10 protein-coding genes are annotated in these 13456 nt (G+C 54.6%); 3 read left to right on the top strand and 7 right to left on the bottom strand.

Features of this window, described 5'->3' with window-relative positions; translation table 11 throughout:
* Positions 1-19: 19 nt before the first annotated feature.
* On the top strand, positions 20-1933 hold the full coding sequence (shc, locus tag ACFQI7_RS31720) for a squalene--hopene cyclase (RefSeq protein WP_218101707.1): 1914 nt from the start codon (positions 20-22) through the stop codon (positions 1931-1933).
* A gap of 10 nt (positions 1934-1943) precedes the next feature.
* On the opposite strand, the gene ACFQI7_RS31715 is transcribed toward shc, so the two are convergent.
* Both ACFQI7_RS31715 and ACFQI7_RS31710 read right to left on the bottom strand, forming a co-directional pair.
* Entirely contained in the window at positions 1944-3461 is a 1518-nt protein-coding gene (locus ACFQI7_RS31715) for a DUF4153 domain-containing protein (protein ID WP_218101708.1), read from the bottom strand.
* Positions 3462-3513: 52 nt separating this feature from the next.
* Entirely contained in the window at positions 3514-3939 is a 426-nt protein-coding gene (locus ACFQI7_RS31710; protein WP_218101709.1) for a hypothetical protein, read from the bottom strand.
* Between the two features lie 147 nt (positions 3940-4086).
* Here ACFQI7_RS31710 and ACFQI7_RS31705 point away from each other — a divergent pair, with 147 nt between their 5' ends.
* A complete protein-coding gene (locus tag ACFQI7_RS31705) occupies positions 4087-5880 on the top strand; it encodes an ABC transporter substrate-binding protein (RefSeq protein ID WP_218101710.1) in 1794 nt (597 codons plus the stop codon).
* 59 nt (positions 5881-5939) lie between these two features.
* The gene (locus tag ACFQI7_RS31700) at positions 5940-6440 is read left to right on the top strand and encodes a hypothetical protein (protein ID WP_218101711.1); all 501 of its coding nucleotides are present in this window, start codon (positions 5940-5942) and stop codon (positions 6438-6440) included.
* A gap of 165 nt (positions 6441-6605) precedes the next feature.
* Here the strand turns inward: ACFQI7_RS31700 and ACFQI7_RS31695 are convergent, their stop codons facing one another.
* The 5 genes from ACFQI7_RS31695 to ACFQI7_RS31675 all read right to left on the bottom strand — a co-directional run bounded on the left by ACFQI7_RS31695 (position 6606) and on the right by ACFQI7_RS31675 (position 13452).
* Positions 6606-8408, bottom strand: a complete 1803-nt coding sequence (locus ACFQI7_RS31695; RefSeq protein WP_218101712.1) for a right-handed parallel beta-helix repeat-containing protein — start codon at positions 8406-8408, stop codon at positions 6606-6608.
* A 79-nt stretch (positions 8409-8487) separates the two neighbouring features.
* A complete protein-coding gene (locus ACFQI7_RS31690) occupies positions 8488-9807 on the bottom strand; it encodes an ABC transporter substrate-binding protein (RefSeq protein WP_218101713.1) in 1320 nt (439 codons plus the stop codon).
* Between the two features lie 116 nt (positions 9808-9923).
* A complete protein-coding gene (locus ACFQI7_RS31685) occupies positions 9924-10631 on the bottom strand; it encodes a DUF1868 domain-containing protein (protein ID WP_218101714.1) in 708 nt (235 codons plus the stop codon).
* Between the two features lie 136 nt (positions 10632-10767).
* Positions 10768-11766, bottom strand: a complete 999-nt coding sequence (locus ACFQI7_RS31680) for a LacI family DNA-binding transcriptional regulator (RefSeq protein ID WP_218101715.1) — start codon at positions 11764-11766, stop codon at positions 10768-10770.
* A gap of 201 nt (positions 11767-11967) precedes the next feature.
* A complete protein-coding gene (locus ACFQI7_RS31675; RefSeq protein WP_218101716.1) occupies positions 11968-13452 on the bottom strand; it encodes a glutamate synthase subunit beta in 1485 nt (494 codons plus the stop codon).
* Positions 13453-13456: the final 4 nt, after the last annotated feature.

Here is a 13456-nt window from a genome sequence, read left to right as displayed (position 1 = left end):
GGAAAGGAATGATGGCGTTATGTGCTCTTTGCTTGCAAGAACGGATGGAGCCGTCGAGCATCTCGCCCGCGAGCTTGTATCCCTGCAGGCCGCTGACGGTTCGTGGCGATTCGGGGTAGAAACCGGCGTGTCGATCGATTCTTATTTGATCATTTTGTTAAGAACGTTACATATGGACGATGCGAAATTCATATCGGGTTTGTCATCAAGGTTGTTAAGCAAACAGGAAACGAACGGAGCCTGGAAATGGTTTGCGGATGAAGCGGACGGACATTTGTCCGCAACGGTCGAGGCATACTGCGCCCTGCTCTACTCCGGCTTGATCGACCGCTCCGACGAGCGGATCGTCCGCGCCCGGCAATTCATAATATCCCGTGGCGGGCTTCGCCAGATTAGCGGCTTATTGACCAAAGTCATGCTTGCCGTTACCGGGCATTACCCGTGGTCTACGCTGCTGCGGATTCCTGTAGAGCTGATGCTGCTGCCGGAGTCGCTGCCGCTCCATTTCTATACATTTTCCGCTCCCGCCCGCGTGCATCTGGCCCCCGTCATGATCCTCTCGGATCGCCGGTTCCACATCCAACCCGCAACCGCGCCCGATCTGTCCGATCTTCTGCTTCCGCATCACGGCGATCCCCTCCACTCGCCCGATTCTGGCCGAAGCCGCGTCTTGGACTCGCTTCTGAAGGAAGCCGCAAGCGGAGTAAGCAAGCTCGCAATGCTGCCTAAGGAGGCCCGTAAGCTCGGGCTGCAGCGCGCGGAGCAGTACATGCTCGAGCGGATTGAGCCGGACGGTTTGGTGTATAATTATGCCAGCGGCACCATCCTTATGATTTACGCGCTGCTCGCACGGCGCTATCCGCCCGATCACCCTGTCATCGTTCGTGCGATACAAGGGCTGAAATCTTTGGTTCTGACGAATGACGGTCTGCCTCATGTGCAAAATTTCGATTCAACCGTATGGGACACCGCGCTAATCGCCGATGCCCTTCAACAAGCCGGAACTCCCCCGTCCCATCCTTCGATCGAAAAAACACGCGGTTATTTGCTTTCGCGGCAGCACACGCGGATCGGCGATTGGAGCAAAAGCGCCAAGAGTGCCGTTGTCGGCGGCTGGGGCTTCTCCGACCGGAACACGATGAACCCGGACGTGGACGATACGACCGCCGCCCTGCGCGCGTTATCTCCGTCGCGCGAGACGGATGCCCCACAGGTGCGCGATGCCGTAGATCGGGGGCTGCAGTGGGTGCTTTCCATCCAGAATAAGGATGGAGGATGGCCAGCCTTTGAACGGGGCAAAGACAATGCGCTGCTGGCTATGCTGCCGATCGACGGAGCCGATGCGGCGGCTGTCGACCCTTCTACGGCCGATTTGACCGGACGCGTTCTGGAATATTTGGGGAGATGCGGGCTTACACAGCGGCATCCTCTGGTAAAGCAAGGCGTCGATTGGCTGCTCGAACGCCAGGAGCCGGACGGCTCTTGGTACGGCCGATGGGGTGTATGTTATTTGTACGGCACGTGGGCGGCCTTAACCGGCTTGAAGGCGGTTGGCGTTTCGTCCGGGCATGAAACGATTCAAAAGGCGGTCCGTTTCGTGCTGAACGCGCAAAACGCGGACGGCGGCTGGGGAGAGTCGTGTCTTAGCGACCAACAGCGTCAATATATCCCTCTTGGCGCAAGCACTCCTTCGCAAACGGCTTGGGCACTGGATGCGCTGATTGCCGTATTCGACAAGCCGACAGCGAGCATGGAGCGGGGCGTCGATTCGCTCATCGCCTCCCTGAACCGCAGCGATTGGACCGCTTCGTATCCGACGGGAGCCGGCCTGCCCGGCGACTTTTATATCCGCTACTACAGCTACAATCGGATATGGCCTTTGCTCGCTCTTGCGCATTATCGGCGGAAGTACGGGGGGACCAGCGGCGGTTGAACATTTGTCGCTATTCGCTCTCCTTTAACGCCTTGGCTGCTCTCCGCTCCGACCAGTTAAACTCCATCCATGCGGATTCGCCGGTAGGCGTCAGTCTGGATCTCATATCCTGCAATGCTTCATCGATCCCCGGCATGTCCGGGTGTTTTTGTTTCCAAGCCAGCAGGTGCGGCACGACCTCGTAGCTCAAACTCGCCAAATAACGGGTATCGACGTTGCCCGTTGCTTCGTATCGATCCATGTTATTGCGCGCGATCATCACGTCGACGTTCGCGTAGTTCACAATGACGTACGCAACCACTCCTGCGATGCAATAGCAGCGGAGCAACGGCGTCTCTTGCCTCCACAGCTTTACCAGTGCTAGCACGAAGAGCACAATTAGGAACAGCATAATAGCGTGTACCAGGATCCGCGTCATGGTGTAACCGTAGGCCTCTTCATACATAGACAGGCGCAAATAAGCCGAGCTCAACATAATGCCGCTAAAACCGACCATGACCGCCAGCAGCACGCGCAAAACCGCCCAACCTCCCGCGCCCGGGCGCTTGACCCCGTATAAGGAGCCCATCATGACCGTCAAATTGATCAGCGTGACTACGACGAGCTCCGCAAAGCCTCTGCGCGCGTAAGCCGCGTACGTCGTCCCGTCCGGCAGGTCGGCCGTGCCGCCGCCGAAAAAGTAAGAGAACTGCACGACCGCAAACAACAAATACACGCTATTTAGCATAACCAGCATCGTGATGGCGACGGTCGCATCCATTCGCGGAAGAGGGGCTGCCGGCAGCGCAGGAGGCTCCCACTGTACGGCGCCCTCCTCTTGCTTCGGTTGGTGTTGAGGCGGCTTCGGATGCAGCAATCCCCAAATGAAAGCGAACAGCCCGGAAGCGATCACGCCGATCCACAACAGGCGCAATACTCCCGTCGCCACCTCCGCCTCCTCCAACAGCTGCGGAAGCTTCGACATCGTCCGGTCGAACATCGAATCCGCGGAAGCGAGCAAGGTCACGACGATAATAAGCAGCGGAACGGAAAGCAGCAGCCCTATCAGCACCTTGAGCAGCTCCCGGGAACGGCCCGCCTTCAGTTTGCCTGCGACCGATTGAACCAAGACGACAGTCGGCCTGGGAATATACTGCATCGTATGAATAAACAGCTGTTCCATGACGAGGACGGCCGCGCTGGATGTCCGCTTGCGCAATGTGTCCGCGTGAACCAGCCATGTTGCATGGCACACAATCAGCAGCGGCACGGCAAGCGCGTTCAATACGGCCAACAATAAATTCGTAAACAGAACGTATGTAAGCGAGAGCAGCAGCACCGGTATCAACAATGCATTCGGCCAACTGAATGCAAGTACTTGCCTTTCCCTTAAAGCCCAAAACAAGTACGAATAGAACAGAAGGACGAAGATCGGGTAAGACACGCCCCACTCGTTGCCGAAAAACAAATAGTAATGCGCTATGCCGCAACCGAGCGCGGCCAGCAGCATCCATCTTTCCTTCACAGTATCGGTGGAATTGCCGGACATTGGGTTCCCTCCTAAGAGCATTGCGGAGCAATGCTGGCTTCGTAGCACCAGTTCAGCGCGCGGCTATTAACGCCAGCCTGACGCTTCTTGTATATTGAATCAAACGAACCGCAAGCTTCTGCAGCGATCGAATGGTCGTCGCATCCTTCGTTTTCACGACGTTCTCCTCCGCGTCGCCAGCCGCCAGCTCGAGCAGCAGCTTCGCTGCACCGTCCGGGAGGGCAAAGGCGGCGGAGAGCTTGCGCGCCACCGTTTCCTCGCGGACAAACAGCAGCACTTCAGGCGTCTTCTCCTCCATTTGCGCGTACGCAATCTTGGCCAGCGCCCAGACGGCCCTGCTTAGCTCCGCGCCGGTCTCGGCCTTGCGGGCGGCCGCTTCCGCTTCGGCGATCAGCTGCATTCTCCAGGACATCGTCAACGGCCAACGTACGGCACTGCGGTGCGCCGCCTTTCGTTTATTCCATGCCAATCCGTTCATAGGACTATAAACCTCCCGTCATGGTAGCCTACAACGTTTATTGTAGCTTGTAAAACAGGAATAAAAAGAGTAAGTTTTAATTATGAAATTTCATATTTTTCGGTGTTACGTTCGGATGCCCTTGTCTTGTACGGAAAGGATGGTCTTATGAAGCTTGCCAGCCATTATATACGCCTGCGCGGTCATTACCCTCATATCCCGGAACGTCAAGAAATTGACGTTACTTTAGACGAGCTGGCGATGCTGCTCGGATGCACCCATCGCAACGTCGTGCTGATCCTCGGAAGGATGAGCGGCGAAGGCTGGCTGCAGTGGGCTCCGAAGCGCGGCCGGGGCAGCCGCTCCCTGCTAACGTTTCTGCTTCCTGCCGAGAATATGATCTTGGCCGTCGCCAAAGAGCTGGTGGAAAAAAAAGATTTGCGCGGCGCGCTGGAGCAAATGAACGTGTCCACGCTGCCCGATTCGCTGAAGGAAAATTTTCACAGCTGGCTGAACGGTTATTTCGGGTATAGCAGCGAAGTACAGGGCAGCAAACGATACGACACGCTCCGTTTTCCGTTAACCCAAGCGCTGCATTCGCTCGATCCCGCCACCATGAACTTCTCTACGGAGGCGCATCTCGTGCATCAGTTATTCGACCCGCTCGTCCGCTATAACCGGCTGACGCAAACGATACAGCCGCACGTCGCTCACGCCTGGGAGACGGACGAGACTCGCACCTGCTGGACGTTTCATTTGCGCAAAGGCGTGCAGTTTCATCACGGTCGCGAGCTGACGGCGGATGACGTCCGGTATACGTTCGAGCGGCTCATGAAGCGCGCCAAAGGCTCCTTGTACAGCTGGGTGCTGCAGCAAATCGAATCGGTGGAAGCCGTCGACCCGATTACCATCCGCTTCAAGCTGACGGAACCGAACGAACTGTTCCTTCAGTTCGCCGGCACAAGCCGGGCCTCGATCGTACCCGCCGACAGCTGCGAGGAAGCCGGTGACGGGTTCTCGCTCTCGCCCGTTGGCACCGGCCCCTTCAAGCTCACGCACCTTGACCGGTCGATGTGCGTGCTCGATGCGTTTCCCGCTTATTTCCAAGGCAGAGCGCATCTCGACCGGGTCGAGCTCTGGTCCATCGAAGGCCTTCAGGAAAAGGACCGGTACCGGGCGCTGGAAAGCTTCCAGGTCATTCACAATTACCGGCTGCCCGATGAGGCGGCCGATTCGTGGCAGCAAGTGCAGCAGCAAGGGACGACGTGCCGTTTCCTGACCTTCAACCTGCTGAAGCAAGGCCCGCTCAGCGACCCTGCCCTGCGCGGCGCCGTCTGTGCCGCCCTGGAACGGGGCAAGCTGCTCGAGCGGCTCAGCGGGGACGCGATCTATTGCGCGGACAGCTTTATCCGCCACCAGACGGAGCACGCCGCAGCGTCCGAACCGTTCCGCTACCCGCCCGATGCGGTTCGTACGCTGCTGAAACGCGCCGGTTATGCCGGTGAACGGCTGTCTCTATGTACCATCACCCAATACGAACGGGATGCGCTGCTTGTTCAGTCGCAGCTGCAGGAAGCCGGACTTGCCGTCGAAGTAAAGCTGCTGACGGTAGAGGAATTCAAGGGGGAGCAGCGGCTGTATGCCGATTTGCTGCTCTTCTCCATCATGCTCGACAATGATGCCGAGCTGCGGATCATCGATTTGTACAAAAGCATGCAGCGCCACCTCGAGCCCCGCGCCAAAGCGAAGGTGTCCGCCCTGCTTGAACTGGCGCTGCGCGAGCCTGCGCGCGACCGGCGCGCCGGCTTGCTGCAGGCGATCGAGTCGCATTTGACCGGCAGGATGGTGCTGCATTTTTTATATTTCAAACGATTGAAGACGATTTATCATTCTTCGGTCAAAGGCATTTCGCTCGATGCACTGGATTGGGTGCAGTTCAAAAACCTCTGGTTCAAGCCATAATCCGTCCTTTCCTTGAATACGTTATAGTAAGCGGTCAAACGGAAAGGAGCTCGGGTCGAGTGATCAAACGGAACCAGATTGTATACCGGAACGAACGCTATGGGTTTACGCTGCGTTTTCCAGGATGGTGGCGCAATTACTGCATTGTGAGCAGAGCCAAACTGGATCGCGAAACGGAGTATGAGGTGCATTTCCGTTTTAAGTATAAAGGAAAGGTATACGACGATATTTTTGCGCTGCTTATTTATCGAATGACGAAAAAGGAATGGATCGACCGGGGCTACGAAGACTCTCCCCTTGGCTTTTTGGCGGAATTTGACGGACGCGTCATCGCGTACAGTACGCCGGGGGAGCTGCCTTACGCTTTCGTGGATAACAAAACCGGGGATTACAATTACAAGAAGTACGGCGCGGCGATTGAGCTGTTAAAGCGGATGGTCAATCAGGATGTGCCTCGGATCGTCCAAACGTTCCAGTCTCCAAGAAAAACTGTGACGATGCGCTCCACGCCTTTCCGGTCACGGAATGTAGTTCCGTGCAGGGTGAAACGGAGAAGGTAGCACATGCCCTCAGCAGCGAAGGATAAACGGCACCGCCGGCTGTGCTCTCCATTGGCAACGCAGAGTCGCAGATACAGAGCAAGAACGGTCGGGCCGTTTATCTCAGCAATACGAAATCGAAACCGGACTGCTTCCCCGCAGTCCGCCAAGCGAAGCATGCTCCCTCTAGACGATGCCGGTATCCGTCAGGTTGCCTGACTTGATCGTCTCCGAACCGCTGTCGTTGATGGCCCCGGAAGTCCCCGACAGCCTCAAATCGTTAGCGAGCAGTGCGATGCTTGACGAACTGGAAGCAACAATGACGCCGTCCGCCATCGACTTGTCGCCTCTTCTAACAATGTTGCCCCCAACGTAATGCCTCTGATTTCCGTCGGATATTTTTAAAGGCGCTCCCGTCAACGTATTATTGTTTATATTGCAATCATTGCTGTTCTTCATATTGATGTTGTTCTCCGCACTGTTCGTTATGATGTTGTCCGCCATTTGCGAGCGATGGGTATTCAGAAAATATATTCCGTTGCCTACTCCGTCTTTGCCCGTATCGGTGACGGCGTTATCGGTGCATACCACGTTCTGGCAGCTGTCGGAATGAATGCCGTGCGATTTGGCCGCAGCGACAACATTGCCGACAATGTTGACCGGTCCTTGCGACTGAACGACCGCGATGCCTCTCTCCGTACATTGCGTTACGTGATTGCCGCTGACGACCGCCCCCTCCATGCAGCTGCCGACGTAAATCCCTTTCCCCGTCGCACTCATACCGATATTGCGCACCGTATTATCGCTTATCGTAATTCGCGAAATTTGGTTGGCGTGAATGCCTACGACACCCGATACATCTTCTATTATATTTCCGGTGATCGCAATGTTGTGAACCCGTCCTCCAGCCGTGGCAACGCTTACAGGCGTATACACTCGAATGGCGCCCCAATCGCTTTTCGGATTGATTTTTCTTAAAATATTGCCGGAAACGATCACGTTATGGACTTCGCCGGCTCTGGAGGAGATGTCGATACCGGACACGCAGTCCTGAAACGTGTTGCCGCTGACGAGCAAATTATCATAGTTCCATGCAAAAATAGCGTTGTCCGACATATTCTCGAAATGGCAGTTGGCGATCCGGATGTTGCTGTGATTGTAGCCGTCGACTACCGAGTGGCTTCCTACGCCCCGGCAGCAGTCGATAAAAGTGCAGCCATCGACCAAAACATTTTTGCAGGTGGTATTGTCCCATGGCCCGAAATGCGGAAAAGCGCTTTGCGTCGACAAGTCGATCTGGATTGCCTCCGCCTCCCTCGACGTCCGGAGGTACCCTTGAAACCACACATTCAAAATGCGGCAGCCGTTCGTGGAATTGACTTCAATGTGGTGATCGTTAACGTTATTAATGATTTTCGTATCGCGGATGACCAAATTTTTGGCATGGGCAAACGACATATGCGGAAATTGCGTCGGGAAGTTCGCCGAGTTGCCGTCCCACGTTCCTCCGGCAATCTCAATGTCCCCATGGCCGTCGTATCCGGGCCCCGTGTTCTGCCCTTTCCGCCCATTGGTCAGCATCGGCTTAACGTTGCTGCTGTTCCGGCGAATTGACGCATCGTTTGCCAACTCCAGCTTCGTACGGGCAAATATGCTGAGCGTAGCGGTGATCGGGTAGATGCCGCCGGGAACGTACACCGTCCCGCCGCCCTGCGCATACGCATAATCGAGCGCAGCTTGAATCGCCGCCGTATCGTCCGCGGTTCCATCGCCTGCGGCCCCGAAATCTTTCACGTTATACAGCGCTATCCCGGAGCTTGTGCCGTTATTGCCGCCGTAGACGGATTGCGTGACCGATTGTGCGGTTACGCCGGGCGGTACAGCGCCTAATAATCCTCCCGCGACTAACGTTGCGCCAGCCGCCCCTAGCGCCGTCAACATTTTCCTCCTGGTGATTCCGTTCTTTTCCGTTGTCTTTTGGTTATCCATCGTTTGCATCTCCTTGTCCACTCATTATGGATTGCGGCTCGCACTTCATTTGGAAGCAATATCCTCTATTTATCAAGGCTTATTTGCTCTTATCCTTCTCAATTAATTTGTTAATGGCTTCCTCGGATTCGCGAAGGACCGTGTTAATATCCTTTTCCCCTTTAATGACCGGTTTGATCGCGTCCTCCATTATTTTTCTGGTGCTTTCTCCATATTTCGTAATCGGCAGGGCTTTTGAAGGCTGAGACAGAAAAGCCGCTTTCAAGTTTTTCCCTTGCAAATAAGGTATGTCCTTGCCGAACTCCTCCTCCACCTTCTTTCCGGTCAATATCGGGAATCTTGCGTTTCGCGCCATATCGGTCTGCACTTCTTCCGATAATACGGTGGCAATGACCTGGAACGCCTGATCTTTATATTTGCTCTGCTTCGTCACATGCAAAATCCATTCATCCACCTGCATGCCCGTATTCGGCGCTTCCTTGAACTGCGGATATTGGACCATATCCCAGTTCAGCCCCTCCGCCCCGTTAAAGCTCGGCAAGAAGTTCAATCCCTGCAGCATTGCTAGCGTCCTCGTCTTAAAGTATAGATCCTGCGCCGGGGTTCCGAGTTTAAGCGCGGCATTGCCGGGGATGTCGTAGATGCTTTTGAGCAATTCAAACACTTTTTTCCAGCCGTCATTGTTTACCGTTGCTTTGCCTGTCTTCGGATCGTCGATTCCCAGCCCGAGAACAGAAGCTACCCGGTATGAATAATCGGGCTCCAAGCCGCGATACTGGATTCCGCCTTCCAAGCGCGTCACTTTTCTTGCAAGCTCCCGAGTATCTTCCCACGTCATTCCATCCTTGGGGTAGGGCGCGCCGAATCGGTCGAATATATCTTTGTTGTAATACAGTGCATTAAAGTGCATCGTAAACGGAATGCCGATTAAATAATCGTAGCCGCTTGCCGTTTTTACCGATTCCAACGCCACTTTATTTAACTTGGAAAGATCGAAGTTGAATTTTTTAATGAGCGGTTCCATGTTATCCTGCAATTCGACCTGAGTCAGGCGGTTAATCAGCGGGGAAGCGGTGTAAGCAATATCCGGAATTTGCCCGGCCGCCACGATCTTATCATAGGCCGACACATCGAGAAGCTCAAGCGTAATATGAGGGTATTTCTTTTTGACAGGCTCTACGATGTACTTCTCGTATTCGCCTTTTCCGAGCCAGCTGAGCGGTATCGCGATTTTAAGCGTTACCGGCTCTGTGCTTACCGATGGCGCGTTCTGTTGGGGACTGTTTTTGCTGCCGGCATCTTCTGAATTTGCCGAGTTCGCGCCGCATCCGGATAGGATGATGGATAAGCCGGCACATGCGGAGATGAATCCGACATACTTCTTCTTTTTTATTTTCATATTTAAAACCCTCCCTGGTCATAATGATGCTGCCGCGCTTATCCAACCAGACTGACACCGGTGTCAAAATATAGCGAAAACAGGTCGCAGATGCACTTCCGCTCTCCGCTGTTTTCCTAAACAGATTGCTTTTCCCGCTGAAGCAACTCCCGCGCCTCCGGCGTATACGGAACGAATTTCGTCATATCTTCAAACACCGTATAATCGACTTTTCCCATTTCAATGACGTTCAGCCTCTCGACAAGCAGCCGTGAAAGTTCGTGCTGAAACTGCCTGAAATGCATCTCCTCCTCCGGTGTCATCTGAATTAGCTGATAGCCGAATGAAATGTGATAGCTATAACTATCGTGGTTCGGGAAACGGACGCCCGTCGCGCGGGATACTTGTTCCCTGAACTCATGAAGACGCTGACGCGTCGCCTCATCATAAGGGCTTACGCTAATTGTCGTTTTGTTGAGCCGCTCCACCTTCATCTGAAATTGCTCAGGGAACGCAATAGATTCCAGTGCTTTTGCAAAAAAATGATCCGTTTCCTCAATCGGCGCATCCAGATCCAGAAAGGACGACCAGTACGGGGTCTTCCGATGATAATGGCACAGCAGCTCAATGACCGTCATATGAAACGATTCGGGCGGCGTCCAAGAAAATTTATGCGCGAAAGGAAGCGCGGAAGCGTGCTCTTGCTGTACCCGTACGATCTCCTCGATCACGCTGCGCGGGTCTGTCAAATTGCAAACGATGGTGTTTCCTGGAAACGAACGGAAGGAGCCGTCTTCATTGAATTTGGACCGTTCGCCAACGGCGTTGGTAAAATGATTGGACATCTGTAAACACCTCATGTTTGTCGTTTTTTTGTAAACCGTATTGTTATGCCTGATGCAGCGGATGAGACGGCGCAGCGTCACCCTCCTTACGCATGAAGCGATCGCTTCGCTTCAGCCCCCGACGGATTGTGCGCCTCTATTTGACGCTTTCCCGGATAACCAATCGAGGGTCGACCTCGATGGAATGAACCGGTTCCGTTTGATCAAGCAGCTTCTCAATCACTTCGAACATTTCGTTCGCGAGTCTTTCAAAATCTTGCGCCATCGTCGTCAAAGGCGGACAGTAGTATTGGGAAATCGGGATGTTATCGAAACCCATGATCGAAACATCACCCGGGATCGACAGGCCGTGCGCATAAATCGAATGATAGACGGCTATCGCCTTCTCATCCCCTGAGACGAAGAAAACTTGAGGAATATCTCCGGATGCCAGCTTGCCGTCCACAAAAAGCTTGATTCGTTCCAGATTGTTCATGTCGTAAACGATTTCCAGTTGATCCAGCGATACGCCGCTTTGCAAGTAAACGTCCTTGATCGCCTCCTCCCTCTCCAGGTTCACCTCAATTTTGGCGCCTAGAAGCAGACAAATGCGGGTAAGTCCCCTGCCGAACAAATACTGCGTCGCTTCCAATATGCCTTTCTTGTTATTGTTGCTAATGGAGACGGGAACCTGCCTGTTTCGCTCAAACGATAGGAACGGGATCCGGTTGCCGCGCACCAATTCGATCCTCTTGTCATGTTCCTGCAAATAAAACAGCACGACCGCATCGATGTACCCGCTGGACTGCTCCAGAATAGAATGGCTCAAATCGGCATCATCGTAAATGATCTCCTGGATCAAGCTGTACCGTCGGCTTCGGGCCGCCTGGTTCATGTAAGACATCAGGATATCGAACCATTGCGTCGTATTTTGCCCGTACGTTTTGCGAATGGAGACGAGAACGTTCTTCATCGTTTTCGTACTTAGATTTTTGGCGAACAAGTTCGGTTTAAAATTCGTTTCGGCGATGACCTTTAAAATTTTGTCCCGGGTGTCCGGCTTGACGTTAGGCTCATTGTTAATGACGCGCGAAACGGTTTTGAACGAATAGCCCGATAAGTCCGCGATATCCCGGATTGTATATTTTTTATCCATGTTCTCTCACCTTGCTGACTGATTTGACACCGGTGTCATTTAGAAAAATTTAGCTGTAGAAACGAACCATCGGATGCTTCCATTTAACCCCAATTCAAAACTATTGTCAATCGCAAAATGAAGGAAAAGGCTCGCCCCGCGCTGCAAAAGCGCAAGCCGAATTCCTCTTCCTCCCTTATCATTGGAGCTAACACATCATCGTTACGGCAAATTGGAAGCGCCCATCAAATACCGGTCCACTTCCCGTGCAGCCTCCCGGCCTTCGTTGATCGCCCAAACGACCAGACTTTGCCCGCGCCGCATATCGCCTGCGCTGAACACACCTTCGACGCTCGTCGCGAACCTGCCGTAGTCCGCCTTGGCGTTGGACCGCTCATCCTTTTCCACGCCAAGCTGATCGAGCACGGTGTTTTCCGGGCCCATGAAGCCCATCGCCAGCAGCACGAGCTGAGCCGGGTATACTTGCTCGCTGCCTGGCACTTCGACCGGAACGAAACGCCCTTGATCGTCCTTCTTCCACTCGATGAGCACCGTATGAAGCTCCTTCACATGCCCGTTCTCGTCGCCGACGAATTTCTTGGTCGAGATCAAGTATTTGCGCGGATCTTCGCCTTGCAGCACGGTTGCCTCCTCCTGGCCGTAGTCAATCTTGAGGACGCGCGGCCATTCCGGCCACGGGTTGTTCGGCTGACGCGTTTCCGGCGGCTTCGCCATGATCTCGAATTGCGTCACGCTTTTGCATTTGTGGCGAATCGAGGTTCCCACGCAGTCCGTACCGGTGTCGCCGCCGCCGATGACGACGACGTCCTTGCCCTCCGCCGAGATATACTGTCCATCCTGATGCTCGGAGTCGAGCAAGCTCTTCGTGTTCTTCGACAGAAACTCCATCGCAAGGTGGACGCCTTTGAGCTCCCGCCCTTCGATGTTCAAGTCGCGTCCTTTCGTCGCTCCGCCGCACAGCACGATCGCGTCGAACTCCTCCTTGAGCTTCGAAGCCGGGATATCTTTGCCGATCTCCGTCCCCGTCACGAAAGTAACGCCTTCCGCGGCCAGCAGGTCGACCCGTCGCTGCACATACTTCTTGTCAAGCTTCATATTCGGGATGCCGTACATGAGCAGCCCGCCGGGACGGTCCGCCCGTTCGTATACCGTGACCGTATGTCCGGCTTTATTCAGCTGCGCCGCGCAGGCGAGACCCGACGGGCCGGAGCCGACGACCGCCACCTTTTTGCCCGTACGCACTTCGGGCGGCTGCGGCGTCACCCAGCCTTCGGCAAAACCTTTGTCGATGATCGACTTCTCAATGTTCTTGATCGTCACCGGCGATCCGTTCAAGCCGACCGTACAGGAGCCCTCGCAGGGCGCCGGACAGACGCGGCCCGTAAACTCGGGGAAATTGTTCGTCTTATGAAGCCGGTCCAGCGCTTCCCGCCAACGCCCCTGATAGACGAGATCGTTCCATTCGGGAATGAGATTGTTCACGGGACACCCGGCCGCCATGCCGCTGATGATTTTGCCCGTATGACAGAACGGAATGCCGCAATCCATACAGCGGGCCCCTTGCTGCTGCAGCTTCTCCTCCGGCAGCGGCGTACTGAATTCTTTCCAGTTCGCTATGCGCAGCAGAGGGTTGTTCTCGACCGGAACTTCGCGCCCGTATTCCAAAAAACCGGTTGGTTTACCCATCGAT

Source organism: Paenibacillus allorhizosphaerae, from assembly GCF_042659105.1.
GTDB classification, from domain to species: domain Bacteria; phylum Bacillota; class Bacilli; order Paenibacillales; family NBRC-103111; genus Paenibacillus_G; species Paenibacillus_G allorhizosphaerae.
Note: the sequence above shows the minus strand (reverse complement) of the source record. Positions and strands in the feature narration are given on the sequence as shown.

Excerpts from the sequence above, each read along its gene's own strand:
- ACFQI7_RS31690 (WP_218101713.1), bottom strand. The coding sequence starts at position 9,807 with ATGAAAATAAAAAAGAAGAAGTATGTCGGATTCATCTCCGCATGTGCC.
- shc (WP_218101707.1), top strand. The coding sequence starts at position 20 with ATGTGCTCTTTGCTTGCAAGAACGGATGGAGCCGTCGAGCATCTCGCC.
- ACFQI7_RS31705 (WP_218101710.1), top strand. The coding sequence starts at position 4,087 with ATGAAGCTTGCCAGCCATTATATACGCCTGCGCGGTCATTACCCTCAT.
- ACFQI7_RS31715 (WP_218101708.1), bottom strand. The coding sequence starts at position 3,461 with ATGTCCGGCAATTCCACCGATACTGTGAAGGAAAGATGGATGCTGCTG.
- ACFQI7_RS31680 (WP_218101715.1), bottom strand. The coding sequence starts at position 11,766 with ATGGATAAAAAATATACAATCCGGGATATCGCGGACTTATCGGGCTAT.
- ACFQI7_RS31710 (WP_218101709.1), bottom strand. The coding sequence starts at position 3,939 with ATGAACGGATTGGCATGGAATAAACGAAAGGCGGCGCACCGCAGTGCC.
- ACFQI7_RS31695 (WP_218101712.1), bottom strand. The coding sequence starts at position 8,408 with ATGGATAACCAAAAGACAACGGAAAAGAACGGAATCACCAGGAGGAAA.
- ACFQI7_RS31685 (WP_218101714.1), bottom strand. The coding sequence starts at position 10,631 with ATGTCCAATCATTTTACCAACGCCGTTGGCGAACGGTCCAAATTCAAT.
- ACFQI7_RS31675 (WP_218101716.1), bottom strand. The coding sequence starts at position 13,452 with ATGGGTAAACCAACCGGTTTTTTGGAATACGGGCGCGAAGTTCCGGTC.